This is a genomic window from Rhodopseudomonas pentothenatexigens (genome assembly GCF_900218015.1).
GTDB classification, from domain to species: Bacteria; Pseudomonadota; Alphaproteobacteria; order Rhizobiales; family Xanthobacteraceae; genus Rhodopseudomonas; species Rhodopseudomonas pentothenatexigens.
Window position 1 is genome coordinate 140,128 of the sequence record NZ_UFQQ01000007.1, and the last position, 24,864, is coordinate 164,991.

At 67.3% G+C, this 24,864-nt stretch carries 25 protein-coding genes; 14 read left to right on the plus strand and 11 right to left on the minus strand.

What is annotated here, in order from left to right; all coding sequences use genetic code 11:
* Positions 1-9 precede the first annotated feature (9 nt).
* From DWA33_RS08270 to DWA33_RS08285, 4 genes are all read right to left on the minus strand, one after another.
* Positions 10-2,073, minus strand: coding sequence for a hypothetical protein (locus tag DWA33_RS08270; RefSeq protein WP_114357609.1), 2,064 nt, complete (start codon positions 2,071-2,073; stop codon positions 10-12).
* A gap of 204 nt (positions 2,074-2,277) precedes the next feature.
* Positions 2,278-5,103: a DUF4159 domain-containing protein gene (locus DWA33_RS08275; protein WP_114357610.1), complete on the minus strand. Its 2,826-nt coding sequence runs from the start codon at positions 5,101-5,103 to the stop codon at positions 2,278-2,280.
* The gene (locus tag DWA33_RS08280) at positions 5,100-6,035 is read right to left on the minus strand and encodes a DUF58 domain-containing protein (RefSeq protein WP_114357611.1); all 936 of its coding nucleotides are present in this window, start codon (positions 6,033-6,035) and stop codon (positions 5,100-5,102) included. Before DWA33_RS08280 ends, DWA33_RS08275 begins: the two co-directional genes overlap by 4 nt.
* Positions 6,035-7,039: an AAA family ATPase gene (locus tag DWA33_RS08285; protein WP_114357710.1), complete on the minus strand. Its 1,005-nt coding sequence runs from the start codon at positions 7,037-7,039 to the stop codon at positions 6,035-6,037. Before DWA33_RS08285 ends, DWA33_RS08280 begins: the two co-directional genes overlap by 1 nt.
* Positions 7,040-7,283: 244 nt before the next feature.
* Between DWA33_RS08285 and DWA33_RS08290 the strand changes: the two genes are divergently transcribed.
* The 4 genes from DWA33_RS08290 to DWA33_RS08305 are packed head-to-tail and all read left to right on the plus strand — an operon-like array spanning position 7,284 to position 10,082.
* A complete protein-coding gene (locus DWA33_RS08290) occupies positions 7,284-7,895 on the plus strand; it encodes a DUF1285 domain-containing protein (protein WP_114357612.1) in 612 nt (203 codons plus the stop codon).
* A gap of 8 nt (positions 7,896-7,903) precedes the next feature.
* Complete coding sequence (locus DWA33_RS08295; RefSeq protein WP_181902390.1) at positions 7,904-8,569, plus strand: CoA pyrophosphatase; 666 nt, start codon at positions 7,904-7,906, stop codon at positions 8,567-8,569.
* Positions 8,566-8,829, plus strand: a complete 264-nt coding sequence (locus DWA33_RS08300) for a DUF6111 family protein (RefSeq protein WP_114357614.1) — start codon at positions 8,566-8,568, stop codon at positions 8,827-8,829. The genes DWA33_RS08295 and DWA33_RS08300 overlap by 4 nt, the downstream gene beginning before the upstream one ends.
* On the plus strand, positions 8,826-10,082 hold the full coding sequence (locus DWA33_RS08305) for a CCA tRNA nucleotidyltransferase (RefSeq protein WP_114357615.1): 1,257 nt from the start codon (positions 8,826-8,828) through the stop codon (positions 10,080-10,082). The genes DWA33_RS08300 and DWA33_RS08305 overlap by 4 nt, the downstream gene beginning before the upstream one ends.
* Positions 10,083-10,212: 130 nt before the next feature.
* On the opposite strand, the gene DWA33_RS08310 is transcribed toward DWA33_RS08305, so the two are convergent.
* From DWA33_RS08310 to DWA33_RS08320, 3 genes are all read right to left on the minus strand, one after another.
* Positions 10,213-10,440: a YodC family protein gene (locus DWA33_RS08310; RefSeq protein ID WP_114357616.1), complete on the minus strand. Its 228-nt coding sequence runs from the start codon at positions 10,438-10,440 to the stop codon at positions 10,213-10,215.
* Between the two features lie 88 nt (positions 10,441-10,528).
* On the minus strand, positions 10,529-11,161 hold the full coding sequence (gene queE, locus DWA33_RS08315; RefSeq protein ID WP_114357617.1) for a 7-carboxy-7-deazaguanine synthase: 633 nt from the start codon (positions 11,159-11,161) through the stop codon (positions 10,529-10,531).
* A complete protein-coding gene (locus DWA33_RS08320) occupies positions 11,158-11,628 on the minus strand; it encodes a tRNA (cytidine(34)-2'-O)-methyltransferase (protein WP_114357618.1) in 471 nt (156 codons plus the stop codon). Before DWA33_RS08320 ends, queE begins: the two co-directional genes overlap by 4 nt.
* A 274-nt stretch (positions 11,629-11,902) precedes the next feature.
* Here DWA33_RS08320 and petA point away from each other — a divergent pair, with 274 nt between their 5' ends.
* From petA to DWA33_RS08335, 3 genes are all read left to right on the plus strand, one after another.
* Entirely contained in the window at positions 11,903-12,430 is a 528-nt protein-coding gene (petA, locus tag DWA33_RS08325) for a ubiquinol-cytochrome c reductase iron-sulfur subunit (protein WP_114357711.1), read from the plus strand.
* Between the two features lie 40 nt (positions 12,431-12,470).
* The gene (locus DWA33_RS08330; protein ID WP_114357619.1) at positions 12,471-14,540 is read left to right on the plus strand and encodes a cytochrome c1; all 2,070 of its coding nucleotides are present in this window, start codon (positions 12,471-12,473) and stop codon (positions 14,538-14,540) included.
* A gap of 154 nt (positions 14,541-14,694) precedes the next feature.
* Entirely contained in the window at positions 14,695-15,369 is a 675-nt protein-coding gene (locus DWA33_RS08335) for a dienelactone hydrolase family protein (protein WP_114357620.1), read from the plus strand.
* Positions 15,370-15,441: 72 nt separating this feature from the next.
* On the opposite strand, the gene DWA33_RS25125 is transcribed toward DWA33_RS08335, so the two are convergent.
* From DWA33_RS25125 to pdxH, 3 genes are read right to left on the minus strand one after another with little or no spacing between them, the layout of a single operon-like run.
* Positions 15,442-15,801, minus strand: a complete 360-nt coding sequence (locus tag DWA33_RS25125; RefSeq protein ID WP_167443151.1) for a hypothetical protein — start codon at positions 15,799-15,801, stop codon at positions 15,442-15,444.
* Positions 15,802-15,838: 37 nt separating this feature from the next.
* Positions 15,839-16,615, minus strand: coding sequence for an SDR family NAD(P)-dependent oxidoreductase (locus DWA33_RS08345; protein ID WP_114357622.1), 777 nt, complete (start codon positions 16,613-16,615; stop codon positions 15,839-15,841).
* Positions 16,612-17,250 (minus strand): pyridoxamine 5'-phosphate oxidase, encoded by a 639-nt coding sequence (gene pdxH / locus DWA33_RS08350; RefSeq protein ID WP_114357623.1) that lies wholly within the window; start codon positions 17,248-17,250, stop codon positions 16,612-16,614. The genes DWA33_RS08345 and pdxH overlap by 4 nt, the downstream gene beginning before the upstream one ends.
* A 123-nt stretch (positions 17,251-17,373) precedes the next feature.
* Between pdxH and DWA33_RS08355 the strand changes: the two genes are divergently transcribed.
* The 6 genes from DWA33_RS08355 to DWA33_RS08385 all read left to right on the plus strand — a co-directional run bounded on the left by DWA33_RS08355 (position 17,374) and on the right by DWA33_RS08385 (position 23,289).
* The gene (locus DWA33_RS08355) at positions 17,374-17,784 is read left to right on the plus strand and encodes an RT0821/Lpp0805 family surface protein (RefSeq protein WP_114357624.1); all 411 of its coding nucleotides are present in this window, start codon (positions 17,374-17,376) and stop codon (positions 17,782-17,784) included.
* Positions 17,785-17,900: 116 nt separating this feature from the next.
* Entirely contained in the window at positions 17,901-18,881 is a 981-nt protein-coding gene (locus DWA33_RS08360) for a DnaJ C-terminal domain-containing protein (RefSeq protein WP_114357625.1), read from the plus strand.
* A gap of 387 nt (positions 18,882-19,268) precedes the next feature.
* Positions 19,269-20,090: an enoyl-ACP reductase FabI gene (gene fabI / locus DWA33_RS08370; protein ID WP_107343349.1), complete on the plus strand. Its 822-nt coding sequence runs from the start codon at positions 19,269-19,271 to the stop codon at positions 20,088-20,090.
* 97 nt (positions 20,091-20,187) lie between these two features.
* Positions 20,188-20,781 (plus strand): histidine phosphatase family protein, encoded by a 594-nt coding sequence (locus tag DWA33_RS08375; protein ID WP_114357627.1) that lies wholly within the window; start codon positions 20,188-20,190, stop codon positions 20,779-20,781.
* Positions 20,782-20,891: 110 nt separating this feature from the next.
* The gene (gene aroC / locus DWA33_RS08380) at positions 20,892-21,980 is read left to right on the plus strand and encodes a chorismate synthase (protein WP_114357628.1); all 1,089 of its coding nucleotides are present in this window, start codon (positions 20,892-20,894) and stop codon (positions 21,978-21,980) included.
* A gap of 109 nt (positions 21,981-22,089) precedes the next feature.
* Positions 22,090-23,289 (plus strand): adenylate/guanylate cyclase domain-containing protein, encoded by a 1,200-nt coding sequence (locus DWA33_RS08385; protein ID WP_114357629.1) that lies wholly within the window; start codon positions 22,090-22,092, stop codon positions 23,287-23,289.
* 176 nt (positions 23,290-23,465) lie between these two features.
* Here the strand turns inward: DWA33_RS08385 and clpS are convergent, their stop codons facing one another.
* On the minus strand, positions 23,466-23,771 hold the full coding sequence (gene clpS, locus DWA33_RS08390; RefSeq protein WP_114357630.1) for an ATP-dependent Clp protease adapter ClpS: 306 nt from the start codon (positions 23,769-23,771) through the stop codon (positions 23,466-23,468).
* A gap of 203 nt (positions 23,772-23,974) precedes the next feature.
* Between clpS and DWA33_RS08395 the strand changes: the two genes are divergently transcribed.
* A complete protein-coding gene (locus DWA33_RS08395) occupies positions 23,975-24,814 on the plus strand; it encodes a DUF1194 domain-containing protein (RefSeq protein ID WP_114357631.1) in 840 nt (279 codons plus the stop codon).
* Positions 24,815-24,864 lie beyond the last annotated feature (50 nt).

Below are 24,864 nucleotides of genomic sequence, written 5' to 3' on the forward strand. Positions count from 1 at the left end.
CGCGAGTGATCAGCGGCCTTCGCGCAGCCAGGTCGCGGCGAAGGCGCCGAGCAGCAGCAGGAGGCCGATCAGGCCGGTAAACACCGGCAGCACGCCGACGCCGGTGACGACGCTGGCGTCGCGCATCCGCACCCCGAGCCAACCGTCGCCGCGGAAGATCGTCGCCGAGGTCACCGGCACGATGCGGGGCAGCTCGACACTGCCGTTCTCGGCGATCCGCCGGGCGTCGCCGCCGGTGGCCTGCGCCAGCGGCTTCAGCGCCTCGGTGGTCGAGGTCACCTGCGAGAATTCCTTCGGGTTGACCGGGCCGACATTGATCAGCGCCTTCAGCGTGCCGTCGGTCGCCGACCACAGGCCGAGTTCGTCGGCCGGCAGGCTCGCCCGCCAGATTCCAGGATCGCCGGCGGCGAGCGTCAGCTGGCGGCTTTTTCCCGATGGCGAGGTGACGGTGACGGGCGGCACGCTGTCGCCCATGGTCTGCCGGATCACTTCGAGATTCTTGCCCTCGGCTTTGAGCCGCAGTGCTTCCTCGTCGAGGTCGGGCTGCTTCATCAGCCAGTGCGACATCCGCCTGAGCAGGTCGAGATGCGGGCCGCCGCCCTCGTAGCCGCGCGCCCACAGCCAGATGTGGTCGGAGAGCAGCAGCGCGACGCGGCCCTCGCCGAAATGCGACAGCAGCAGCAGCGGCATGTTGTCGGCGCCGGTCATCAGCGGCGACGCAGTGGTGTTGCGGGTGTCGACGGTGCGGAAGAAGCGGCTCCAACGCGGCGGCTCGGACGCTGAGCCCTCGAGGCCGCGCGTCACCGGATGGCGCCTGCCGGCGTCGGACAGCCGGGCGTGATACGGCTTCTCGGTGACGCCGACCGGCTCGGCCGGCAGCAGCGTGTCGAGCGGGGTGCGCCAGATCGAGGTGGTGGAGGCGTAGTCCGGCCCGGCCGACACCAGCACCGCACCGCCGTTCCGGACGTAGCGCGAGATGTTGTCGAAATACGCCATCGGCAGCACGCCCTGGCGGGCGTAGCGGTCGAAGATGATCAGCTGGAACTCGTTGATCTTCTGCTGGAACAGCTCGCGGGTTGGGAAGGCGATCAGCGACAATTCGTTGATCGGCGTGCCGTCCTGTTTCTCCGGCGGGCGCAGGATGGTGAAGTGCACGAGGTCGACGCTGGCGTCGGACTTCAGCAGGTTGCGCCAGGTGCGCTCGCCGGAATGCGGCTCGCCGGACACCAGCAGCACTCGCAGCTTGTCGCGGACGCCGTCGATCGACACCACGGCGCGGTTGTTGACCAGCGTCAGCTCGTTGTCGACCGGCGAGGCTTCGATCTCGACGATGTTCTGGCCGGCGTGCTTGATTTCGACATCGACGCTGACGGTCTGGCCGCTCAGCACGGTGCGCTGGTTCAGCAGTTCGGCGTCGCGCCGCACCGCGACGCGGGCGCGGTCGCCGGTGATGCCCTGGTCGTCGAGCCGGTAGGTGATGGTCTGGGTCTGGCCGACGATGCCGAACCGCGGCGCCGCGACAATCGCGATGCGGCGATCGCGTTCGTCCTTGCGGCCGGTGATCAGCGCCTGCACCGGGGCCTGGAAACCGAGCGCCTGGGCGTTGGCCGGGACGTCGTGGACGCGGCCGTCGGTGATCAGGAACGCGCCGGCGACGCGGTCGGTCGGCACGTCGGACAGCGCCGAGGTTACCGAGCCGAACAGCTTGGTGCCGTCGGTCTCGCCATCGGCCTGGCCGGCTTCGACGACGCGGACCTCGAGGCCCTTGATCTGCTTCAGCCGGTCGACCAGCGCCTGCCTGGTCTGCTCGGCCTCGGCGGCGCGGTTGCCGAAATCCTGGCTCGGACTCTTGTCGACCACCACAGCCGCCACCGACGACAGCGGCTCGCGCTCCTCGCGGGTGAACGACGGATTGGCGAGCGCCAGCACGATCAACGCCAGCGCCGCGATCCGCACCCAGGCGCCGCGCGACCGCCCGACCAGCAGCACCGCGGCGATCAGGACGATCGCGGCGATCGCGACCCACAGCACGAGGGTGGGCACGAGGGGAGCGAAGGCGATGCCGTAGTGCAACTCAAGCACCTCTCAATTTGAGCGCCGTCATCCTTCGAGGTTCGCTGCGCTCGCACCTCAGGATAACGGCTATGCTCCAAATGTCGTCATTCCGGGGCGCGCCGGCAGGCGCGAACCCGGAATCTCGAAGTTGTTGCGACGAGATTCCGGATCGATCCGCTCCGCGGATCGTCCGGACTGACTCGGAGCTAGCGTGGTGACGCATCACTGCCCCAGCCGTTCGATCAGCGCCGGGGCGTGGACCTGGTCGGCCTTGTAGTTGCCGGTCAGGGTGTACATCACGATGTTGACTCCGGCGCGGAAGGCGAATTCGCGCTGGCGCGGTTCGCCCGGCGTCAGCGGCAGCATCGGCTGGCCGTCGGGGCGCATCGCCCAGGCGCCGGCGAGATCGTTCGAGGTGATGATGATCGGCGACACGCCATCGCCGCCGCGCGCCGGGCGGGTGGTGTCGTCGTCGTCGGTCTCGCGCGGCAGCGCCTCGACCCAGGTCTGGCCGGCGGTGAAGCGGCCGGGGAAGTCGCGCAGCAAATAGAACGTTTTAGTCAGTACGTGTTCGCGCGGCACCGGCTCCAGCTCCGGCACGTCGAGCGACGACAGCACGCCGCGCAGCGTCACCATGCCGGGGGTCTGCGATGCGCCGTTGGCTTCGGGCGGCGCCTCGATCGCGTCGCGGGTGTCGAAGATCACGGTGCCGCCCTGCTTCATGTAGGCGTCGATCTTGTTGAGTGCGTCCTGCGGCGGCTTCGGGCTGCCGGCGACAACCGGCCAATAGATCAGCGGGAAGAACGACAATTCGTCGCGCGCCGGATCGACGCCGACCGGCTCGCCGGCTTCCAGCGCGGTGCGCTGCGCCAGGAATAGCGTCAGCCCGTTCATCCCGGCTTTGACGATGGCGTCGACATCGGCATTGCCAGTGATCACGTAGGCGAGGTGGGTTTGCGCCGTCGCCTTGATGGCGAAATCGTCCTGGGCGCCCTGGGCACGGAGCAAGGAGGGCATCGACGCCAGCGGCAGCGCCACGATCAGCGCCAGCGCGGCGGCGGCGGTGCGGCGGCGGCGCATCAGCAGCGCGGCCAGCCCGCCGCCGAGCACGGCGACGATCAGCGCGTCGAGCAGGAACAGGCCGAGTGACGAGGCCAGCAGCGCGCCGCGCAGGTCGCGCGGCTCGGCATTGCTGTAGGCGGCGCGGCGGGCGTTGATCGCCGAACTATCGAGCGGTGCGATCCGATCGGTCGCCGCCAGTGCGTTGACGGCGATCGGACCATCCGCCGGGCCGTAGAAGCCGGGCGGATGTTCCACCGTGCCGCGCTCGCGGTAGTCGGCCTGGATCGGCTTGGCGGAGGCCGGCGGTGGGCCGAACGCGCCGAAACCGTCGAGGTTTCGCAGCGGCGACACGGTTTCGGCGGCGTTGGGATCGGCGGCGACGCCGGCGCCGGGGGTCGAGGTGTAGCCGGACAGATCGACCAGCCGGCGCAGCATCTCGACGAAGGTGCCGGACATCGGCAGGTTCGACCAGCGCATGTCGGCGCTGATGTGGAACAGCGTCACCAGCCCCTTGCCGCGATGCTCGCCGGTGACCAGCGGCGTGCCGTCGGCGAGCGAGGCCCAGCTCTTGCCGGGCAGCGTCGCGTCCGGTTCGGCCAGCACCTGGCGGTTGACGGTGACGTCGTCCGGCACCGCGAGGCCGGCGAACGGGCCGTCGCCGGAGAACGCGGCGAGCTGCTGCGGCTTCTCCCAGGTCAGGCTGCCGCCGAGACTGCGGCCGCCTTTGCGCAGCTTCACCGGCACCAGATCGTCGTCGTCCTGGCGGGCGAGGCGGGGGCCGGCGAACCGCACCAGAACGCCGCCCTGCTCGATCCAGGCGTCGAGCCGCTGCCGGATCTCCGGCGACAGCGCGCCGACATCGGCGAGCACGATCATCGGCAGCTTCTGGTCGAGGAACTGCGCGATCACCTGCTGCGGCGCGCCGCGCTCGCCCTGGCGCAGATCGGCGAACGGCGACAGCGCCCGGGTCAGATAGAACGTCGCCGCCAGCAGCGGCTGCGCGGTGTCGCTGCTGGCGCCGGAGACGATGCCGACGGCGCGGCGGCGCCAGCGCTTGTCGAGCAGTTGCACGGCGCCCGCGGAGCGCTCGCCGGAGATCTCCAGCCGGGTGATGTCGTTGCGCAATTCGACCGGCAGTTCGAACGCGGCGTCGGCTTCCGAGGCGCCGGGGGCGAGGCTGTAGCGCGCCTCGGCGATCGGCAGGCCCTTGGCGTCGAGCGCCCGCACCGTGCCGGCGTCGAGGCCGCCGGTGGCCGCGCGCAGCACCTTGACGGTCATCCTGGCCGCGGCGTTCTCGGCGGCGGCCAGCGCGTGGGCGGGCGGGGCGCCGCCCTCGACGATGGTGACGCTGCGGTTCTGCACCAGCCGGTTCAGCCCGGCGACGAAATCGCCGCCGCGGCCGGTGTCGACGCCGTCGGTCAGCCAGACGATCTCGGCCTCGCCGGTGGCTTTGAGGAACCGCTCGATCCCGGGCAACGCCTCGACCCGCTCGACCGCATAGGGCTTCGGCGCGAGCTGGCGCAGCGACACCCGCGCGGTGCCGGCCGGCATCAGCGCCGGATCGCGGGTCGTTTCCGAGAGCGGTGCCAATGCGACGGCGCGGCGCGCGCTGTCGGCCTCGGCGATCAGCTCGTCGGCCGCCTTGACCCGCGCCTCCCAGTTCGACGCCGCGCTCCAGCCGTCGTCGAGCAGGATCAGCAGCGGCGCCCGGCTGGCGCCGGCGGCCGTCTGCGGATTCCAGATCGGGCCGGCGAGCGCGATGATCACCAGCGCCGCGGCGAGCATCCGCAGCGCGGTCAGCCACCACGGCGTCCGCGACGGCGTTTCTTCCTTCGGGGCGATGTCGAACAGCAGCCGGGTCGGCGGGAAATCGATCCGCCGCGGCCGCGGCGGCATCACCCGCAGCAGCCACCACAGCGCCGGCAGCGCCAGCAGCCCGAGCAGCAGCAGCGGTTGTGCGAACGACAGGGGCAGGGCGCCGATCATGCGCCACGTCCCGCTTTGCCGCGCTCGGCGCCCTTGGCGGTGGTCATCCCGGCGTGCAGGAACAGCAGCAGTTCGGCCGCCGACCGCGACGTGGTGTGGGTCGAGAACAGCCAGTCGAGCTTCGACGTCTCGAGCCGGATCGCGTCGCGATGCGCGGCGACCAGCGCGACGTAATCGCCGGCCCATTTCTCGGCCCGGCCGGCGGTGATCGCGCCGCCGCCTTCGGGCTCGACGAACTCGACCCGCCCCGCATACGGGAAGCTTTCTTCGGCGGGGTCGACGATCTGCACCAGCGCGCCGTGGGCGCCGGACGCGGACAGCCCGGCGAGCATCCGCCGGATCTCGTCGGTGGGCGACCAGAAGTCCGACAGCACCACGATCTCGGACAGTGACGACGGCACGAACGACGGCGGCAGGCTGTCGCGCGTGCGGGTATCGTGCAGGATCGCCTGCGCCATCTTGTCGACGACGTTATTGCTGGAGGTCGGATTCATCAGACCGGGAATACCGACCCGCTCGCCGCCAGCGACCAGCAGTTCGGCGAGCGCGAAGGTGACGATCAGGCCGCGCTCGAGCTTGCTGTCGCGCGCGCTCTTGGAGGCGAACGCCATCGACAGCGACCGGTCCGGCCACAGCCACACCGTATGCGCGGCTTCCCATTCCAGTTCGCGGACGTAGAGATGATCGTCACGCGCCGATCGACGCCAGTCGACGTTTTGCGCCGGCTCGCCGGAAACGAAGCGGCGGTACTGCCAGAAGTTCTCGCCGGCGCCGGCGCGGCGGCGGCCGTGCAGACCGTGGGTGACGTTGTTTGCGATCCGGCGGGCCTCGAGCATCAGCCGCGGCAGCGACGCCGCCAGCGTACGGCTTTCGCCGTCGGCGCGGCGGACCGCCAGCGTCTCCTGGGTGCGATGCTCGTCGGCCTGCGCCATCAGCCGATCCGGCTCTTGAGCTTCTGGATCACGTCCGGAATCGTGCGGCCTTCGGCGCGCGCCGAGAACGTCAGCGCCATACGATGCTTCAGCACCGGCTCGGCGAGATCGAGGACGTCGTCGATCGACGGCGCCAGTCGGCCGTCGAGCAGCGCGCGGGCGCGCACCGCCATCATCAGCGACTGGCTGGCGCGCGGCCCCGGGCCCCAGGCGATCAGCTTGCCGAGATCTCCTGCTTCCGGGCCCGGACGTGCCGAGCGCACCAGCGACAGGATCGCTTCCACCACCGAGTCGCCGACCGGCAGACGGCGCACCAGGCGCTGCGCCGAGACGAGCTGGTCGGCGCTCATCGCCGCCTTCGGGGTGTTCTGCTCGGCGCCGGTGGTGTCGAACAGGATGCGGCGCTCGGCGTCGCGATCCGGATAATCGACGTCGATCTCCATCAGGAAGCGGTCGAGCTGGGCTTCGGGCAGCGGATAGGTGCCTTCCTGCTCCAGCGGGTTCTGCGTCGCCAGCACATGGAACGGCTTCGGCAGATCGTGCCGGGCGCCGGCGACGGTGATGTGCTGCTCCTGCATCGCCTGCAGCAGCGCCGACTGGGTCCGCGGGCTGGCGCGGTTGATTTCGTCGGCCATCAACAGCTGCGCGAATACCGGGCCGGCAATGAAGCGGAACGACCGCTTGCCGGCCGCGGTCTCGTCGAGCACTTCGGCGCCGAGAATGTCGGACGGCATCAGGTCGGGGGTGAACTGCACACGCTTGGCGTCGAGTCCGAGGGTGACGCCGAGGGTTTCTACCAGCTTGGTCTTGGCAAGGCCCGGGACGCCGATCAGCAGCGCGTGGCCGCCGGACAGAATCGTCACCAGGGTGTTTTCGACGACGCGGTCCTGACCGAAGATCACGGTCGAGATCGCCTCCTTGGCGGCGCGCACTTCCCCCGCGACCTGTTCGGCCGAGCGGACGATGACGTCTTCGAGCTTCTCGACACTGTCTGCGCCGGCCATTCCGTCTCTCCTGTCCACACCGGCCGCCGCCGGGCTGCGGGTGTTCGCCGAGGTCATGTTAGGCTGTTCGCCGCAAGACAGCGAAGGCCCTGGTTTCATTCACCAAATCTTTCCCCACATTATGGGCATCGCGAGATTGGGCGGATCACGATGTGGAGAGTTAGAACAAGCTGGATGTCGGGACATGATGCTGCTTGCGGGTGCAGCTATCGTGCCAACTAGAAATCGAAGGTCAGGGTAAACAATGGCGAAGCAAGGGCAGAGTTCATCGCGCAATCTCGATGGTCTGGCCGAGGCCGCGCGCGATGCCGCCGCGAACGCAGCCGAGGGCAAGGGGCTGCCGCCCGTGCATCTGTGGAACCCGCCGTTCTGCGGCGATCTCGACATGCGAATCGGGTCCGACGGAACCTGGTTCTATCTCGGCACGCCGATCGGCCGCCCGGCGCTGGTGCGGCTGTTCTCGACGGTCCTGAAGCGCGAAGGCGACAAGCACTTCTTGGTGACACCGGTCGAGAAGGTCGGCATCACGGTCGACGATGCGCCGTTTCTCGCGGTCGAAATGGTGAAGGATCACGACGATCGGGGACAGCTGCTGCGCTTCCGCACCAATGTCGACGACTGGGTGACCTGCGATGCCGATCACCGGCTGCGCTTCGAGCTCTCCCCCGACGGCGGGGCGACACCGTACCTTCACGTACGCGCCGATCTGTGGGCCAAGGTGACGCGGGCGGTGTATTACGATCTGGTTGACATCGGCGAGGAGCGGGTGGTCGATGGTCGCTCGATGTTCGGCATCGCCTCCGGCGGCACGTTCTTCGCCATGGCCGATGCCGAGCTGATGAGGGAAGCGCATTGACCGGACCGATGACGGGAACGCAGGTCGCCAGCGGCAGTATCAGTTCGGCGGAGTTTTTCGATCGTGCCTTGCGGCGGCTGCGATTCGAGGTGCCAGCGGCGCTCACCGACGCCGCCGTGCTTCCGGCCACCGGCGATGCGGGCAACGACCAGATGCTGCGCACCATCGCGCAGGAGCGGCCGATCCGCCCCGCCGCGGTGCTGATCCCGGTGGTCGAGCACGCCGAGCCGACCGTGCTGCTGACGATGCGGGCGGCGCATCTCAACGATCATGCCGGCCAGATCGCGTTTCCCGGCGGCAAGATCGACGCTACCGACAATTCGCCGCTCGACGCGGCGCTGCGCGAAGCCGAAGAGGAGATCGGGCTCGATCGGTCCTTCGTCGAGCCGATCGGCTATCTCGACGTCTACGGCACCAGTTTCGGTTTCCGGATCTTGCCGACGGTGGCGCGGGTGCGGCCGGGGTTCGAACTCGCCATCAACAAATCGGAAGTCGACGACGCCTTCGAGGTGCCGCTGGCGTTCCTGATGGACCCCGGTAATCATCAATTGCACAGCAAGGAATTCCGCGGGGCGCAGCGCTCCTACTACGCGATGCCGTTCGCGGAGCGGTACATCTGGGGTGCGACCGCGGGCATCCTGCGCACGCTGTACGAACGGATCTGCCTGCCATGATCCGCGCGGTCCTCACCGAGGTCGGAATTTTCCTCATACCATTCGTGCTCTACGCGATCTTCCTGATCGCCACGCGGTCGGCGATGCTGCATCGTGCGTCCTGGCCGCTGCGGGTGGTCGGATGGCTGGTGGCGACGGCGCTGGTGCTGGTGATCGTCAGCTTGCTGCTGCTGGTGCACTATTCGGGCGCGCCGCCGGGATCGACTTATGTCCCGGCGCATCTGGAGAACGGCAGGCTGGTGCCTGGGGTGGAGAAATGACCGACGTGCCGGTGCGCAGCGATGCGCCGTGGCTGCACACGGGACCGGCAGCGCGGGTGCTGGCGCTGCTGAACGGAGACGGCGAGGAGGCGCGGGTGGTCGGCGGCGCGGTCCGCAACGCACTGCTCGGCCTGCCGATCGGCGACGTCGATATCGCCACCACCGCATTGCCGGAAGAGGTGGTGCGGCGGGCCAAGGCCGCCGGTATCAAGGCGGTCCCGACCGGGATCGAGCACGGCACGGTGACGCTGGTGCTCGAGGGTCACGGCTTCGAGATCACCACGCTGCGCGAAGACGTCGAGACGTTTGGCCGCAAGGCCAAGGTGGCGTTCGGCCGCGACTGGGCGCGCGACGCGGAGCGCCGCGATTTCACCGTCAACGGACTATCGATGTCGGCCGACGGCATGGTGCACGACTATGTCGGCGGGCTGTCCGACATCGCGGCGCGCCGGGTGCGCTTCATCGGCGATCCCGACCAGCGCATCGCCGAGGATTACTTGCGGGTCCTGCGGTTCTTCCGGATCCACGCCGCCTATGGCGCCGGCGCGCCGGACCGCGACGCGTATCTCGCCTGTATCCGCGGCCGCGGCGGCCTCGCGACGCTGTCGGCCGAACGGCTGCGGATGGAGATGTTGAAGCTGATGGTCGCCGACGGTGCCGAGGCGTCGGCGGTGGCGATGGCCGATGGCGGGCTGCTGCTCGCGGTGCTCGGCGGCGTCGCGTATCTCGGCGCGTTCGCTGCGATGATCAGCGCCGAACGCGCGCTCGGACTCGAGGCCGATCCGGTGCGACGGCTCGGCGCGCTGGCGGTCGCAGTGACCGAGGATGCCAAGCGGCTGGCGCAGCGGCTGCGGCTGTCGAATGCCGAAGCCAAGCGACTCGACTCGATGGGCCACCGCTGGTGGCGACTCTCCGGGATGGACGAGGCGACCGCGCGGCGGCGGCTGTACCGGCTTGGCGAAGCGCGGTTTCACGACCGCATGATGCTGGCCTGGGCGCGCGCCGGCCGCGACGCCGACCCGGCGCCGTGGCGCGAACTGATCGCGCTTCCGCAGCGCTGGCGGGCGCCGGCTTTTCCGCTCAAGGCCGCCGACTTCCTGGCCCGCGGCTTCGCCGCCGGGCCGGCACTCGGCCACGTCCTGACGCTGGCCGAAGACGCCTGGCTGGCCGCCGATTTTCCGCTCGACGCGGCCGCGCTACGCACCATCGCGGATCAGACCGCGGCGCGGTTCGCGCGCGATCATCTGCTGTAGCAACCAAGTGCTTGGCAACTCACGCAGCGCCGGCCCAACGCCGCGAGCAGCGACGGGCGCGCATCTCGTCCGGGCAGCCGGCGGCTGCGACGATCCGCGACCGCGCCGGTGAGGCAAGAAAGCCTGACGCTCAGGCGACCTTGATCTGTTCGTCCTCGTCGAGATCGTCGTCTTCGTCGTCCTCGTCCTCGTCCTCGACCGCGATCGCGTCGAGCACGGCGAGCGGCAGGGTCTCGCGGAACAGATCGCCTTCTTCGCCCATCCACAGGCAGGTCGCGTTGTCGCCGCTGGCTTCCGCCACCGTCATCGCCTGGCCGCCGGATTTCAGCATAACGATATCACCCGGTTTCAAATCCATGGTCGGCTCCCGTCTGTTGATTGACCCGCCGTCAGCCTAGCGATTCGTGATGACAGCCGGATCACGCGAGGCGCGGGCGGAACGCCGGCTATCTGATGCCGGTGACCTTGTGGGTTTGCAGGCTGAGCCGCCATTGCGGGTGCTGCAGGCAGTACGCGATTGCCCGGGTGGTATTGTCGTCGCGGTCGGGGCCGTCCATCGGCTGCAGGGAGAACCGCGCGAAGTCCAGGGCGGCGAACTGGTCCGGCATTGCGCCGGGCTGCGGATACACCAGCTTCAATTCGTCGCCGCGGCGAATGCGAAGCTCGGCGCCGGCCTTCGGGCTGACGCACAGCCAGTCGATGCCGGCGGGCGGCTCGATCGTGCCGTTGGTCTCGACGCCGATCTCGAAGCCGCGTGCGTGCAGTGCGTCAATCAGCTCGGCGTCGAGCTGCAGCAACGGTTCGCCGCCGGTGATCACCACGTAGCGGTCGCGCGCGCTGCCGGTCCATTGCGCCGCGATGACGTCGGCGAGCAGCGCGGCGTCGGCGTAGCGGCCGCCGAGCGTGCCGTCGGTGCCGACGAAGTCCGTATCGCAGAATTTGCAGGTCGCTTCGTCGCGATCCTGGTCGCGGCCGCTCCACAGATTGCAGCCGGCGAACCGGCAGAACACGGCGGCGCGGCCGGCGTGCGCGCCTTCGCCCTGCAGGGTCAGAAATATCTCCTTAACCGCGTAGCTCACCGCGTCGATTCCTCAGTGTCGAATTGGGTCTGGCGTAGCGCCTCGCCGGTCACCATCGCGGCCGCCATCGCGACGTTGAGCGAGCGCATTCCCGGCTGCATCGGGATTACTACCCGTGCGTCGGCCGCGGCCGCGACATGGCCCGGAACGCCGGCGCTTTCCCGGCCCAGCATCAGCACGTCAGTCGGCTGGTAACGCTGTTCGAAATAGGGCTTTTCGCCTTTCGTCGTAAGTAAAATCAGCCGATACTCCGCGTTTTGCCGCCATTGCTCGAATTTTAGCCAGGAATCGTGGCGGACGATGCTGACCTGATCCAGGTAGTCCATCCCGGCGCGGCGGAAATGCCGATCGGAGATCGGGAAACCGGCCGGCTCGATGATGTGCGCCTCGACGTTCAAACAGGCGCAAAACCGAAGAATAGTGCCGGTGTTCTGCGGAATGTCGGGTTGAAACAAGGCGATCCGCATCCCGTAATGCTCCCTATCAACTGAACGATAACGTGCGGCGTGTCATGACTGATCTTGGAATCGGTCGAGGCGCGCCCATTAGCCGTTCGCGGGCTTGCGCTCTACCGGCAAGGGTGCCAATAGAACGATTCTGGACTGTCTGTTCTACCCGACCGGCCATGACAAGCGGCCCGGGGCATCTGAAGGCCGCCGATCTCGCGACCTCCCCGGGCAATGATCTCGCAGATTTGCCGAGAGCGCTGTGCCGGTCGCAGAGATGAAAGGGCTTTGGATCGTGACGACAGAGGCTTCGGCGGAACCGACACGCCGTGATTTTCTCTACATCGCAACCGGCGCGGTTGCCGCGGTGGGCGCGGCGGCTGCGGTGTGGCCGTTCATTTCGCAGATGAACCCGGACGCGTCGACCATCGCGGCCGGCGCGCCGATCGAAGTCGATCTGACCCCGATCGCTCAGGGGCAGGACATCAAGGTGTTCTGGCGCGGTCAGCCGATCTACATCATGAACCGCACCCCGAAGCAGGTCGAAGAGGCGCGCAACACGCCGCTGTCCGATCTCAAGGATCCGCAGACCGATCAGGCGCGGACCAAGGAAGGCCACGAGAACTGGCTGGTCGTGGTCGGCATCTGCACCCATCTGGGCTGCATCCCGATCGCGCACGAGGGCAATTACGACGGCTTCTTCTGCCCGTGCCACGGTTCGCAGTACGACACCTCCGGTCGTATCCGCCAGGGGCCGGCCCCGCTCAACCTGCCCGTTCCCCCCTACCAATTCGTCTCCGACAGCAAAATCCAGATCGGCTGACGTTCCCGTGCGCCGTACCATTGCTTACTAGGATCGCATCATGAGCGGACCCTCGACCTATCAGCCACAAAGCCCCTTGATGAAGTGGCTGGAGCAACGCCTGCCGATCGCGGGCCTCGTTCATTCCTCCTTCATCGCCTATCCGACGCCGCGTAACCTGAACTACTGGTGGACGTTCGGCGCCATCCTGTCGATGATGCTGGCGGTGCAGATCGTGACCGGCATCGTGCTGGCGATGCACTACACCCCGCACGTCGATCTCGCCTTCGACTCGGTCGAGCGGATCGTGCGCGACGTGAATTACGGTTGGCTGCTGCGCAACATGCACGCTGCCGGCGCGTCGATGTTCTTCATCGCGGTCTATGTCCACATGCTTCGCGGCCTGTACTACGGTTCCTACAAGGCGCCGCGCGAGGTGTTGTGGATTCTCGGCGTCATCATCTACCTGCTGATGATGGCGACGGGCTTCATGGGCTATGTGCTGCCGTGGGGCCAGATGAGCTTCTGGGGCGCCACCGTGATCACCAACCTGTTCTCGGCGATCCCGTTCGTCGGCGACAGCATCGTGACGCTGCTGTGGGGCGGCTACTCGGTCGGCAACCCGACCCTGAACCGCTTCTTCTCGCTGCACTACCTGCTGCCCTTCGTGATCGCCGGCGTTGTCGTGCTGCACGTCTGGGCGTTGCACGTCACCGGCCAGAACAACCCGGCCGGCGTCGAGCCGAAGACCGAGAAGGACACCGTGGCATTCACGCCGTACGCGACCCTCAAGGACGTGTTCGGCATGTCGTGCTTCCTGGTGTTCTACTCCTGGTTCATCTTCTACATGCCGAACTACCTCGGCGACGCCGAGAACTACGTTCCGGCCAACCCAGGCGTGACCCCGCCGCACATCGTGCCGGAATGGTACTACCTGCCGTTCTACGCGATCCTGCGCTCGATTCCGAACAAGCTGCTCGGCGTCATCGCGATGTTCGGTGCGATCATCGTGCTGCTGTTCCTGCCCTGGCTGGACAGCTGCAAGGTGCGTTCGTCGCGCTATCGGCCGATCGCCAAGCGGTTCTTCTGGGCCTTCGTGGCGACCTGCCTGATGCTGGGCTGGCTCGGCTCGAAGCCGGCGGAAGGCATCTACACCACGCTGGCGCAGGTGTTCACGTTCTTCTACTTCGCCTACTTCCTGATCGTGCTCCCGGTGCTCGGTCGGATGGAGAAGACCTTGCCGCTTCCGAACTCGATCGCCGAAGACGTGTTGAACAAGGGCAAGGTCGCCGGCAAGGCGGTCGCGGCTCTGGTCGCAGCGCTGTTCGCCGGCGGCGTGATGCTCGGCGGCGTGCAGCCGGTCAAGGCGGCGGAGGGCGGCGAGAACCCGCCCTCGCTGGAGTGGAGCTTCTCCGGCCCGTTCGGCACCTATGATCGCGCCCAGTTGCAGCGCGGCTTCAAGATCTACAAGGAAGTCTGCGCCAACTGCCACTCGCTGAAGCTGTTGCAGTACCGCAACCTGGCCGAGCCGGGTGGCCCGGGCTTCACTGTCGAGCAGGCCAAGGCGATCGCCGCCGAAGCCCAGATCAAGGACGGCCCGAACGATGCCGGCGACATGTTCGAGCGCCCCGGCCGGCTCGCCGACACGTTCCACTCGCCGTTCCCCAACGAGCAGGCCGCGCGTGCCGCCAACGGCGGTGCCGCTCCGCCGGACATGTCGCTGCTCGCCAAGGCGCGCACCTATTCGCGTGGCTTCCCGCAGTTCATCTTCGACCTGTTCACCCAGTATCAGGAGCAGGGCCCGAACTACATCGCGGCGCTGCTGCAGGGCTACGAGGACACTCCGCCGGAAGGCTTCGCCCTGCCGGACGGGTCGTTCTACAACAAATGGTACCCGGGCCATTCGATCAAGATGCCGCCGCCGATCCAGGCCGGCATGGTGACCTACGACGACGGCACGCCGGAAACGCTCGAGCAGTACGCCAAGGACGTCACCGCGTTCCTGATGTGGGCCGCCGAGCCGCACATGGAGGCCCGCAAGCGCCTCGGCCTGCAGGTGATGATCTTCCTGATCATCCTGTCCGGCCTGCTGTACTTCACCAAGCGCAAGGTGTGGTCGAACGTCCACTGATCGGACGATCTCCATCGCAGCGAGACAGGAAAGCCCCTTCGGGGGCTTTTTTGTTGTCTGCATTTTGCCGCGCGATGCGTTGCAGCGATTGCATCCGGCGGCTGCTCCGGACAAAATAATCAAAAGCATTTGCAGGAGCGCAAAGGGAGAGGCCATGGGCACGCTGATTACTTTCAAACGTCCGGACGGCAAGGAGGCGGGCGGCTATCTCGCCAACGCCGCCAGTGGCAAGGCGCCGGGCGTGGTGGTGATCCAGGAATGGTGGGGCCTGTCCGAACAGATCAAGGGACTGACCGACCGCTTCGCGCAAGCCGGCTTCGATGCGCTGGCACCCGACCTCTACAACGGCACGGTGGTGCCGTATCACGACACGGACGCCGCCAACAAAGAGATGGGTTCGCTCGACTTCATCGACGCCACCACGCAGACGGTGCGCGGCGCGGTCAACTATCTGGCGCGCAACGGCGCCAAGGTCGGACTGACCGGTTTCTGCCTCGGCGGCGCAGTCACGGTGATCGGCGCCTGCAAGATTCCCGAACTGAGCGCCGCTGTGGTGTTCTACGGCATTCCGCCGGAACAGGCCGCCAAACCCTCGGAGGTGATGGTGCCGATGCAGGGCCACTTCGCCAATCGCGACGACTGGTGCACGCCGCAAGTGGTCGATGCGTTCGAGGCCGGACTGAAGGCTTCGGGCAAGTCGGCCGAGTTCTTCCGCTACGAGGCCGACCACGCCTTCGTCAACGAGCAGCGCGCTGCGGTGCACGATCGGACCGCGGCGGAACTCGCGTGGAGTCGTGCGACGCAGTTCTTTGGAAAGCATCTGACCTGACGGCCGGCGTCCGGTAAAATTCGAGCAATCGGCTGAAGACTTGGCAGATCAGTTTGCTGCGATAACGTCGGCCTACGCCACGAGGACAGCATGGTTGAAAAAGTCGTAAACCCGGATCTCCGAAACGTCGTCGATCTCGCGAGCTATCGCGCCGAGCCGCTGGGCTTCCGCGCTGCCGCGGGCGAGGGCCGCCGGTGCAAGCATTGCGGGGCGGCGCTGCTCGAGGACGAATCCGAAGATGATTGTTCGAGCGCCGGCATCGCGCTGCAGTCGCGGGCGCGGATGCGCGCGTTGCGGCGGTTTCGCGCGGATTGATCGACCACGACCGGCGTGGCCGAGCCGCCACGCCGCACGCACGACGTGATGCGACGTCTGCAGCGCCCCGTTTCCGATGCGATCGGAACGGGGCGTTGGTCTTTCCGGTCGTGCCAATCCGCTCGACCGACCGGCTTGGTAGCCGTCCGCCGGATCAGACGTGCTGGCCGCCGTTGATGTGGATCTCGGCGCCGTTCACGTAAGACGAGGTCTCGGTGCACAGCACGTAGATGATCTTGGCGACCTCGTCCGGAGTGCCGAGCCGACGCATCGGGATCTGTTCCTCGACGATCTTCTCGGTACCGGGCGAGAGAATCGAGGTGTCGATCTCGCCGGGCGCGATCGAATTCACCCGCACCCCGACCGGGCCGAAGTCCGCGGCCATTTCGCGGGTCAGTGCCGCGAGCGCCGCCTTCGAGGTGGCGTAGGCGGCGCCGGCGAACGGATGCACCCGCGAGCCGGCGATCGAGGTGACGTTGACCACCGAGCCCTTGACCGCCTTCAATTCCTCGATCAGCCCGCGCGCCATCAGAATCGGCGCGAAGAAATTCACCCGGAACACGTGTTCCCAGGTGTCGAGCTCGGTGTCGATCGAGCCGAGCCGGGCGCCGCCCGGCGCTTTCGGCGAGATCGCGGCATTGTTGACCAGCGCGTGCAGCGCGCCGCCGTCCAGCCGTTCGCGGATCTCGTCGACCGCGCGCAGGGTGTCGGCGCGGTCGCCGAGGTCGACCTGGATGTGATCCTCGGGACCGGCGCCCCACGGGCACTGCTCCGGAAACGGATGCCGCGAGCAAGTGATCACTCGCCAGCCGGCGCTGGAGAAGCGGATCACCGTGGCGTGGCCGATGCCTCGGCTGGCGCCGGTCAGAATCATGGTCCGGCGCGGCGCGTTGCTCTCGGGCGGGCGCGGCTTGAGGGAGTCGGGGCTCATGGATACAGCCTTGTCTTGGTCCAGGGGTGATCCGGGGTGTCCCGGCGAAATTCGATACGGTCGTGCAGGCGGAACGGTCGGTCGTGCCAGAACTCGATCCGGCTCGGCGTGATCCGCCAGCCGCTCCAGCCCGGCGGCCGCGGCACCTCACCGACCAGATGCCGTGCCGCCACCTTGGCGATCGCCTGCTCGAACGCGAACCGGCTTTCCAGCGGCTGCGACTGCCGGCTCGCCCAGGCGCCGATCTGCGCCTGTTTGGGGCGGGTGGCGAAATAGGCGTCGGCCTCGGCCTCGGTCACCGGCGTCACCGTGCCGCGAATCCGAACCTGCCGGCGCAGCGATTTCCAGTGAAACAGCAGCGCCGCCTTGGGATTGTCGGCCAGTTCGCGGCCCTTCTGGCTGGCGATGTGGCTGTAGAACACGAAGCCGTGCTCGTCATAGCCCTTCATTAGAACCATGCGGACGTCGGGCAGGCCGTCGGCGTCGACCGTGGCCAGCGCCATCGCGTTGGGATCGTTCGGCTCGGACCGGGTCGCTTCGGCAAGCCATTCGGCGAACAGCGCAAACGGATTCTGTGCGGCGGTGAAATCACCGGCCGTTAACTCACTCTGTGGTCTGATCGAAGGGTCGCTCATGCGAGGGAATCCGAGTTGTGCTTCACCGCGGTCCGAGACGCGCTGCAGGTCCTGTCTAGGCTCGACCTATATAGGGTACGGCAACGCATTGGCCTATCGGCGATCCTGCCGTCGTTTTCGGCAATGATAGCGATTCTAATCGGTGCCTCGCTCGGTGGCTGCGGCATGACCGGCCGCGACGGCCCGTTCGCGCAGATGGACAGCAGCGATTTCACCGGCTCGATCGCGGCGGTGCTGCCGGCCAGGGACGACGGCCCGACCGAGGCCGATCTGGCGCTGGCGCGGATCGCCGCCTCGGATGTTCTGACCAAAGGCGACAAGGATTCCAGCCAGCCCTGGGAGAATCCGGCGACCGGCGCGCGCGGCTCGGTGACGCCGCTGGCTGCCGCCTACAGCAACGACGGCCGCACCTGCCGGGATTTTCTCGCCTCCTACGTCAAGGACAGGACCGAGAGCTGGATGCAGGGCGCCGCCTGCCGCACAGCACGCGGTCATTGGGAAATCCGCGCGCTGAAGCCGTGGCGGCGCGGCTGAACCGGTGATTGCGCCGGTGATCGGGCCGATTCCGGTTGCAAAAAAGACATGAAACCCCCAGATGACAGGCGACGGGCGTTCGCCCACGGTTGGAATTCCTGAAGGAGACGAGACGGATGCGCGACCCCTATGAGGTCCTGGGGGTGCAGCGGGACGCCAGCGCTGCGGCGATCAAAAGCGCCTATCGCAAGCTGGCGAAGAAGCATCACCCCGACAGCAACAAGAACGATCCCAAAGCCGCCGCGCGTTTCGCTGAAATCAACTCCGCCAACGAAATCCTCGGCGACGAGACCAAGCGGAAGCAATACGATCGCGGCGAGATCGACGCCGAAGGCAAGCCGCGGTTTCAGGGCTTTCCGGGCGGCGGCGGTCGCGCCGGCGGCGCCGGCGGGTTCGAGCAGTATTCCTTCCGCAGCGGCGGGCCGGGTGCCGGTGCCGGCGCCGGCTTCGGCGGCGCGGCCGGGTTCGAGGACATCCTGAATTCGATGTTCGGCGGAGCGGCCGGTGCCCGAGGAGCCGGTGCGGGCGCGCGCGGCCGTGCCCAGGGCTTCGATTTCGACACCGGCTTTGCGCCCGATCTCGACCAGTCCGTCTCGATGACGGTGACGCTGGAAGAGGCGGTGCGCGGCACCGAAAAGCGGGTGCGGCTGCCGAGCGGCAAGGAGCTCAACGTCAAGATCCCGGCCGGCGTCAATGCCGGCCAGCAGATCCGGCTGAAGGGGCAGGGCGAGAGCGCTCCCGGCCATCGGGCGGGCGATCTGCTGATCACCGTCAACATCGCTCCGCATCCGCATTTCAAGGTCGACGGCAACGACCTGAAACTCGAACTGCCGCTGACGTTGTACGAGGCGGTGCTCGGCGCCAAGGTTCGGGTGCCGACGCTGACCGGTGCGATCGAACTGTCGATCCCCAAGAACACCTCGAGCGGGCGCATTTTCCGGCTCAAGGGCAAGGGGCTGCCGAAAGCCGGCGCGGCCGGCGATCTGTTCGTCACCACCCGCATCATTCTGCCCGACGGCCACGATGCCGAGCTCGAAAAGCTGATGCAGAAGTGGCGGGACAATCATCCCTACAATCCGCGTAGCGATCTCGGCTGACGCGGATCTCGGCTGCAGCGACGTGCGGCCTCGGTGCAGGGGATCAGCGCGCAACCCTGCCCGAGGCCGCGTGCGTCGATCGGCGGATCGGACGCGCCCGCGACGATGCGGACGCCACGGCGCGATTCTGCGGCGCGGCGGTGGCCCGATTGGCGATTATCGGTGTCGAAATTTCGATCGCTCACCGAGCGCGTATTGATAATGCTGCGCGATTTCGGATAGCGCCCCATTCTCCAACTAATTGCCGAGTGCCTCGATCACTCCTGCGGCGCTGCGCGGCACTCGATACTTCGCCCAAACGGCCGTCGTTGCACCCGGACATTGGGCTGTACCCGGCCCGGCCGGTGGTGTAGGTCGAAGGCCGATTGCAAGACGATAGGATCCTCCATGTCGACAGCTTCCGGCCTGATGCAGGGCAAGCGCGGTGTCATTCTCGGCGTCGCCAACAACCGTTCGATCGCCTACGGCATCGCCAAGGCTTGCCGAGCCCAGGGTGCCGAGATCGCGCTGACCTATCAGGGCGACGCGCTGAAGAAGCGGGTCGAGCCGCTCGCCGCCGAGCTCGGCGGCCTGGTGCTCGGGCACTGCGACGTCACCGACGGCGCCACCATCGATGCGGTGTTCGACGTGGTGAAGGAGAAGTGGGGCAAGATCGACTTCGTGGTCCACGCCATCGCGTTCGCCGACAAGGACGAACTCGACGGCCGCTATGTCGACACCTCGCCGGAGAACTTCTCCAAGTCGATGCTGATCTCGTGCTACTCGCTGACCGCGATCGCGCAGCGCGCCGAGAAGCTGATGACCGACGGCGGCTCGATCATCACCCTGACGTACTACGGCGCCGAGAAGTGGATGCCACACTACAACGTGATGGGCGTCGCCAAGGCCGCGTTGGAAGCCAGCGTGCGCTATCTCGCAGCCGACCTCGGCGAGAAGAACATCCGCGTCAATGCGATCTCCGCCGGCCCGATCAAGACGCTGGCCGCTTCCGGTATCGGCGACTTCCGCTACATCCTGAAGTGGAACGAGTACAACGCACCGCTGCGCCGCACGGTCACGATCGAGGAGGTCGGCGACAGCGCGTTGTACTTCCTGTCCGACCTGTCGCGCGGTGTCACCGGCGAAGTCCATCACGTCGATTCCGGCTACCATGTCGTCGGCATGAAGAACCCCGATGCGCCGGACATCTCGCTTGGCGGGAAGGACTGACAGTCTGGTCATGCGCGGGCTCGACCCGCGCATCCATCCTTCAAACCGACATGCTTGATGGATTGCCGGGCCAAGCCGGCAGTGACGCAAGAGCAAGATGCCCACCATCTACTTCATCCGCCACGGCGAGACCGATTGGAACGCGACCGGGCGATATCAGGGCATGCGGGACATTCCGCTCAACGACAAGGGCCGGTGGCAGGCGGTGTCGGCCGGCGGCGTGCTCGGCGGCCTGTTGCGGCGCGACGGCCGGCAGCCGGCGGATCTCGACTATATGGCGAGCCCGCTCGGCCGGGCCCGTGTCACCATGGAGCTGGTGCGCGGCGCGCTCGGCCTGCAGCCGCAGGACTACGCGGTCGACGACCGGCTGCGCGAGATCACTTACGGTGCCTGGGAAGGCTTCACCCTGCAGGAGATGCAGCGTTCGGACCCGGAGATTTACGCTGCGCGCCACGCCGACCGCTGGTCGGTCGCACCGCTGCGCGGCGAGAGCTACGCCCAGCGGCTGCCGTTCGTCGCCGATTGGGTCGGCTCGCTGACGCGCGACACCGTCGCGGTCGGCCACGTCGGCACCGGCCGCACCCTGTTCGTCGCGCTTGGCCTCAAGACACCCCGCGAGGCGCTGGAAGGCCCGATCCGGCAGGGCGCCGTTTACGTCTTCGGCGACGGCCGCTTCGAGATCGTGAGCTGAGCTTCGCTCGCTCCTCTCCCACCAGGGAGGAGAGGGGTGCATGGCCGGTTTGACCCTGTCCGGCCGGCGCGTTACCAAACCGGCGCAATCCAAAAGGGGCGGCCCGCGCCATGTCGTTCAATACCTTCGGCCATCTGTTTCGCGTCACCACCTACGGCGAGAGTCATGGGGTGGCGATCGGCTGCGTGGTCGACGGCTGTCCGCCGCTGATCCCGCTGACCGAGGCCGACATCCAGGGCGATCTCGATCGCCGCCGGCCGGGGCAGTCGCGCTTCACCACCCAGCGCCAGGAAGCCGACCAGGTGAAGATCCTGTCGGGCGTGATGGTGCACCCCGAGACCGGCGTGCAGGTGACGACCGGCACCCCGATCGCGCTGCAGATCGAGAACACCGACCAGCGCTCCAAGGACTATTCGGACATCCAGAACAAGTATCGCCCCGGCCATGCCGACTTCACCTACGAGGCGAAGTACGGCATTCGCGACTATCGCGGCGGCGGCCGCTCCTCGGCGCGCGAGACGGCGAGCCGGGTCGCGGCCGGCGCGGTCGCCCGCAAGGTGATCGCCGGCATGACGGTGCGCGGCGCCTTGGTGCAGATCGGCCCGCACAAGATCGACCGTGCCAAATGGGACTGGGACGAGATCGGCAACAACCCGTTGTTCTGCCCGGACAAGGACGCGGCGGCGTTGTTCGCGGATTATCTCGACGGCATCCGCAAGGCGGGCTCGTCGATCGGCGCGGTGATCGAGATCGTCGCCGAGGGCGTGCCGGCCGGGCTCGGAGCGCCGATCTACGGCAAGCTCGACGGCGATCTCGCCGCGGCGCTGATGAGCATCAACGCGGTCAAGGGCGTCGAGATCGGCGACGGCTTCGCCGCGGCGGAACTGACAGGCGAACAGAACGCCGACGAGATGCGGCACGGCAATGCCGGGCCGGCGTTCCTGTCCAACCACGCCGGCGGCATTTTGGGCGGCATCTCCACCGGCCAGCCGGTGGTGGCGCGGTTCGCCGTCAAGCCGACCTCGTCGATCCTCACCCCGCGCAAGACCGTCGACCGCGCCGGCGCCGACACCGAGATCCTGACCAAGGGTCGCCACGATCCCTGCGTCGGCATCCGCGCCGTGCCAGTCGGCGAGGCGATGGTCGCCTGCGTGCTGGCCGACCACCTGCTGCGCCACCGCGGCCAGGTCGGCGCATAGTCCCGTTGTCCGCGTTGTCGTGACGGCCAGACCGGCGCCGGCGCGGCGGATGACTGCCATGAGAACGATCCTGCTACAAATCGTCACGCGGGGCGGCTAAGCTGCCGCGATGCATCCTGAAAAAATCCGTGGCGTCATCGATTGGCTGAGCGACGGCGCGCGCTCGGAGTCCGATCCGCCCTTGAAGATGCAGCGGACCTGCGAGCGGCTGGTCGCCGCCGGGATGCCGCTGCACCGGGTCGGCGTGTTCGTCGAAACCCTGCACCCCGACATCTACGGCCATCGGTTCATCTGGCGGGCCGACGGCGAAGTCGAGGTCGGCTCCACCACCGAGGACGTCGAACAGTCCGAGGAATATCTGCGCAGTCCGCTGAAGATCCTGTACGACCACGGCGTCGAGGTTCGATTCCGGCTCGACGATCCGGAGAGCGCCCGCTTTCCGTTCCTCGACGATCTGCGCGCCGAGGCCGTCACCGACTACGTCGCGCTGCCGCTCCGGTTTCTCGACGGCAGCTATCACGCCGCGAGCTTCGCCACCAAACAGCCCGGCGGCTTCACCGACGAGCAACTGGCAGCGCTGCGGACCATGATGCCGCCATTGTCGCGGCTGGTCGAGGTGATCAGCCTGCGCGACATCGCCACCACGCTGCTCGACACCTATGTGGGCAACCGCGCCGGCGCCCGGATTCTCGCCGGCCAGATTCGCCGCGGCCACGCCGATCACCTCCGTGCCGCGATCTGGCTGTCCGATCTGCGCGGTTTCTCGGCGCTGTCCGACGGGCTTCCGCCGGAGACCATGGTCAAGGTGCTGAACGCCTATTTCGACTGTCAGGTCGAGGCGATCGCGCGCAACGGCGGCGAGGTGCTGAAGTTCATGGGCGACGGCCTGCTCGCGGTGTTTCCGATCGCCGACGACGGCGCCGACGCCGCCGACGTGTGCGGCCGGATGCTGACGGCCGCCAACGAGTGCCGCGCCAGCATCGCAGCGCTGAATTTCGTCGACGGCAACCACGTCATCGAGCACTTCCGCTTCGGGGTCGCGCTGCATGTCGGCCAGGTGCTGTACGGCAATATCGGCGGCGGCAACAGGCTCGACTTCACCTGCATCGGCCCGGCGGTGAATCTCGCCGCACGGCTGGAGCGGCTCGCCGCCCGGCTCGGCCGCACCGTGGTCGCCTCCAGCGATTTCGTCGGGCTGTGTTCGGAGGGCTGGAGCGACCTCGGCGAATTCCCGATGGCCGGCTTCTCCCATGCCGAACGGGTGCATGGCCTGACCGACGAGACGCCGCTCGCCGCCGAAGGGCTGTGAGACACTGAACCATCAAATTGCCGAGCGTCATCCGCGGGCTTGACCCGCGGATCCATCGTGCGCGTCAGCGCGCGTATGAAAGAGCTGTCTTGCAGAGGATGGATCGCCGGGTCGAGCCCGGCGATGACGCTTTTTTCGGTCAGCAAGCGCAATGGTTTTGATACTACGCGTCCGCACTACTCCTCCGGCTCAGTGGTGAACAGCAGCGGGTAGCCCTTGGCGCGGCCGGCGTCGGTTGCGCGGGTGGCCTTGGTTTCGGCGACGTCCTTGGTGAACACCCCGACCACGCAGACGCCGCGCTGATGCGCGGTCAGCATCACCTTGGTGGCCTGATCCTCGGTCATCCGGAACTCGGCCTTCAGCACCGACACAACGAATTCGCGCGGCGTGTAGTCGTCGTTGACCAAAATCACCTTGTGCAGTTTGGGCCGCTCGACCTTGATTTTGATCTTGGCCTTCGGCTTCAGGTCGATGTTGCTCATCCGGTGCCGACCCGCGGGCTCGCTCGGTTAAGTAGTTGTACGCAGACATTCTACATCGTCGCCGCCGGCGTTGAAACCGGCTGCCCCGGGTCACGAACGATGATCATCAGTGACCGGAAAGTGATCGGGATGGAACCGACTTCGCCGCTTTCCGTCACGTCGGTTGCATGTCACCATCGTGGTTGGTCGACCGGAGGGCTGCGATGCGCTGGTGGGTCTCGATCGGAATGCTCGCGGTCGCAATGGCGGCCGGTGTGGCCGCTGTCGCTGCGCCGAACCAGGCGCCGCAATCCGGCGCGGGCCGCGACGACGCCAAGCAGGTCGACGTCGAACTGGTGCTGGCGGTCGACGTCTCCTATTCGATGGACGTCGACGAACTCGCGGTGCAGCGCGAGGGCTACGCCCAGGCGCTGATGTCCGGTGAATTCCTCAAGACGCTGAAGAGCGGGCCGAACGGCCGCATCGCAGTGACCTATTTCGAATGGGCCGCCTCCGGCGACCAGAAGGTTATCCTGCCGTGGCACATCATCGACGGCCCGGAGTCGGCCGATGCCGTCGCCGCCGAGATCATGAAGGCACCGCTACGCCGCGCCTCGCGCACCTCGATTTCCGGCGCGATCAACTTCGCGCTGCCCCTGTTCGAGCAGAATCCGTATCATGGGCTGCGCCGGGTGATCGATATTTCCGGAGACGGCCCCAACAATAACGGCGAGCCGGTGACGATCGCCCGCGATGCCGCTGTCGCCAAGGGTATCGTCATCAACGGCCTGCCCATCATGGTCAAGGAGCCGTCCTACTCGATGATGGATATCGAGAATCTCGATTATTACTACGAAGATTGCGTGATCGGCGGCCCTGGCGCCTTCGTGGTGACGATCAAGGATCGCGCCAGATTCAAGGAAGCGATCCATACCAAACTGGTGATGGAAGTCGCAGGTCACACCCCGCCCGCGCGCGTCGTCCCGATCGCCGACGAGCAGCGTCCCGCGCGAGTGTCGTGCCTGATCGGCGAGAAGGTGTGGCAGGATCGGTGGGGGCGGTGAGATAGGGGTAGTTAGTCTCGCTCACACTCCGTCATTCCGGGTTCGCTCGC

What these genes read in the sequence shown, in the direction of transcription:
- DWA33_RS08275 (WP_114357610.1), bottom strand. Translation starts at nt 5,103, where the DNA reads ATGATCGGCGCCCTGCCCCTGTCGTTCGCACAACCGCTGCTGCTGCTC.
- DWA33_RS08280 (WP_114357611.1), bottom strand. Translation starts at nt 6,035, where the DNA reads ATGGCGCAGGCCGACGAGCATCGCACCCAGGAGACGCTGGCGGTCCGC.
- DWA33_RS08285 (WP_114357710.1), bottom strand. Translation starts at nt 7,039, where the DNA reads ATGGCCGGCGCAGACAGTGTCGAGAAGCTCGAAGACGTCATCGTCCGC.
- DWA33_RS08290 (WP_114357612.1), top strand. Translation starts at nt 7,284, where the DNA reads ATGGCGAAGCAAGGGCAGAGTTCATCGCGCAATCTCGATGGTCTGGCC.
- DWA33_RS08295 (WP_181902390.1), top strand. Translation starts at nt 7,904, where the DNA reads ATGACGGGAACGCAGGTCGCCAGCGGCAGTATCAGTTCGGCGGAGTTT.
- DWA33_RS08300 (WP_114357614.1), top strand. Translation starts at nt 8,566, where the DNA reads ATGATCCGCGCGGTCCTCACCGAGGTCGGAATTTTCCTCATACCATTC.
- DWA33_RS08305 (WP_114357615.1), top strand. Translation starts at nt 8,826, where the DNA reads ATGACCGACGTGCCGGTGCGCAGCGATGCGCCGTGGCTGCACACGGGA.
- DWA33_RS08310 (WP_114357616.1), bottom strand. Translation starts at nt 10,440, where the DNA reads ATGGATTTGAAACCGGGTGATATCGTTATGCTGAAATCCGGCGGCCAG.
- DWA33_RS08320 (WP_114357618.1), bottom strand. Translation starts at nt 11,628, where the DNA reads ATGCGGATCGCCTTGTTTCAACCCGACATTCCGCAGAACACCGGCACT.
- DWA33_RS08330 (WP_114357619.1), top strand. Translation starts at nt 12,471, where the DNA reads ATGAGCGGACCCTCGACCTATCAGCCACAAAGCCCCTTGATGAAGTGG.
- DWA33_RS08335 (WP_114357620.1), top strand. Translation starts at nt 14,695, where the DNA reads ATGGGCACGCTGATTACTTTCAAACGTCCGGACGGCAAGGAGGCGGGC.
- DWA33_RS08345 (WP_114357622.1), bottom strand. Translation starts at nt 16,615, where the DNA reads ATGAGCCCCGACTCCCTCAAGCCGCGCCCGCCCGAGAGCAACGCGCCG.
- pdxH (WP_114357623.1), bottom strand. Translation starts at nt 17,250, where the DNA reads ATGAGCGACCCTTCGATCAGACCACAGAGTGAGTTAACGGCCGGTGAT.
- DWA33_RS08355 (WP_114357624.1), top strand. Translation starts at nt 17,374, where the DNA reads ATGATAGCGATTCTAATCGGTGCCTCGCTCGGTGGCTGCGGCATGACC.
- DWA33_RS08360 (WP_114357625.1), top strand. Translation starts at nt 17,901, where the DNA reads ATGCGCGACCCCTATGAGGTCCTGGGGGTGCAGCGGGACGCCAGCGCT.
- fabI (WP_107343349.1), top strand. Translation starts at nt 19,269, where the DNA reads ATGTCGACAGCTTCCGGCCTGATGCAGGGCAAGCGCGGTGTCATTCTC.
- DWA33_RS08375 (WP_114357627.1), top strand. Translation starts at nt 20,188, where the DNA reads ATGCCCACCATCTACTTCATCCGCCACGGCGAGACCGATTGGAACGCG.
- aroC (WP_114357628.1), top strand. Translation starts at nt 20,892, where the DNA reads ATGTCGTTCAATACCTTCGGCCATCTGTTTCGCGTCACCACCTACGGC.
- DWA33_RS08385 (WP_114357629.1), top strand. Translation starts at nt 22,090, where the DNA reads ATGCATCCTGAAAAAATCCGTGGCGTCATCGATTGGCTGAGCGACGGC.
- clpS (WP_114357630.1), bottom strand. Translation starts at nt 23,771, where the DNA reads ATGAGCAACATCGACCTGAAGCCGAAGGCCAAGATCAAAATCAAGGTC.
- DWA33_RS08395 (WP_114357631.1), top strand. Translation starts at nt 23,975, where the DNA reads ATGCGCTGGTGGGTCTCGATCGGAATGCTCGCGGTCGCAATGGCGGCC.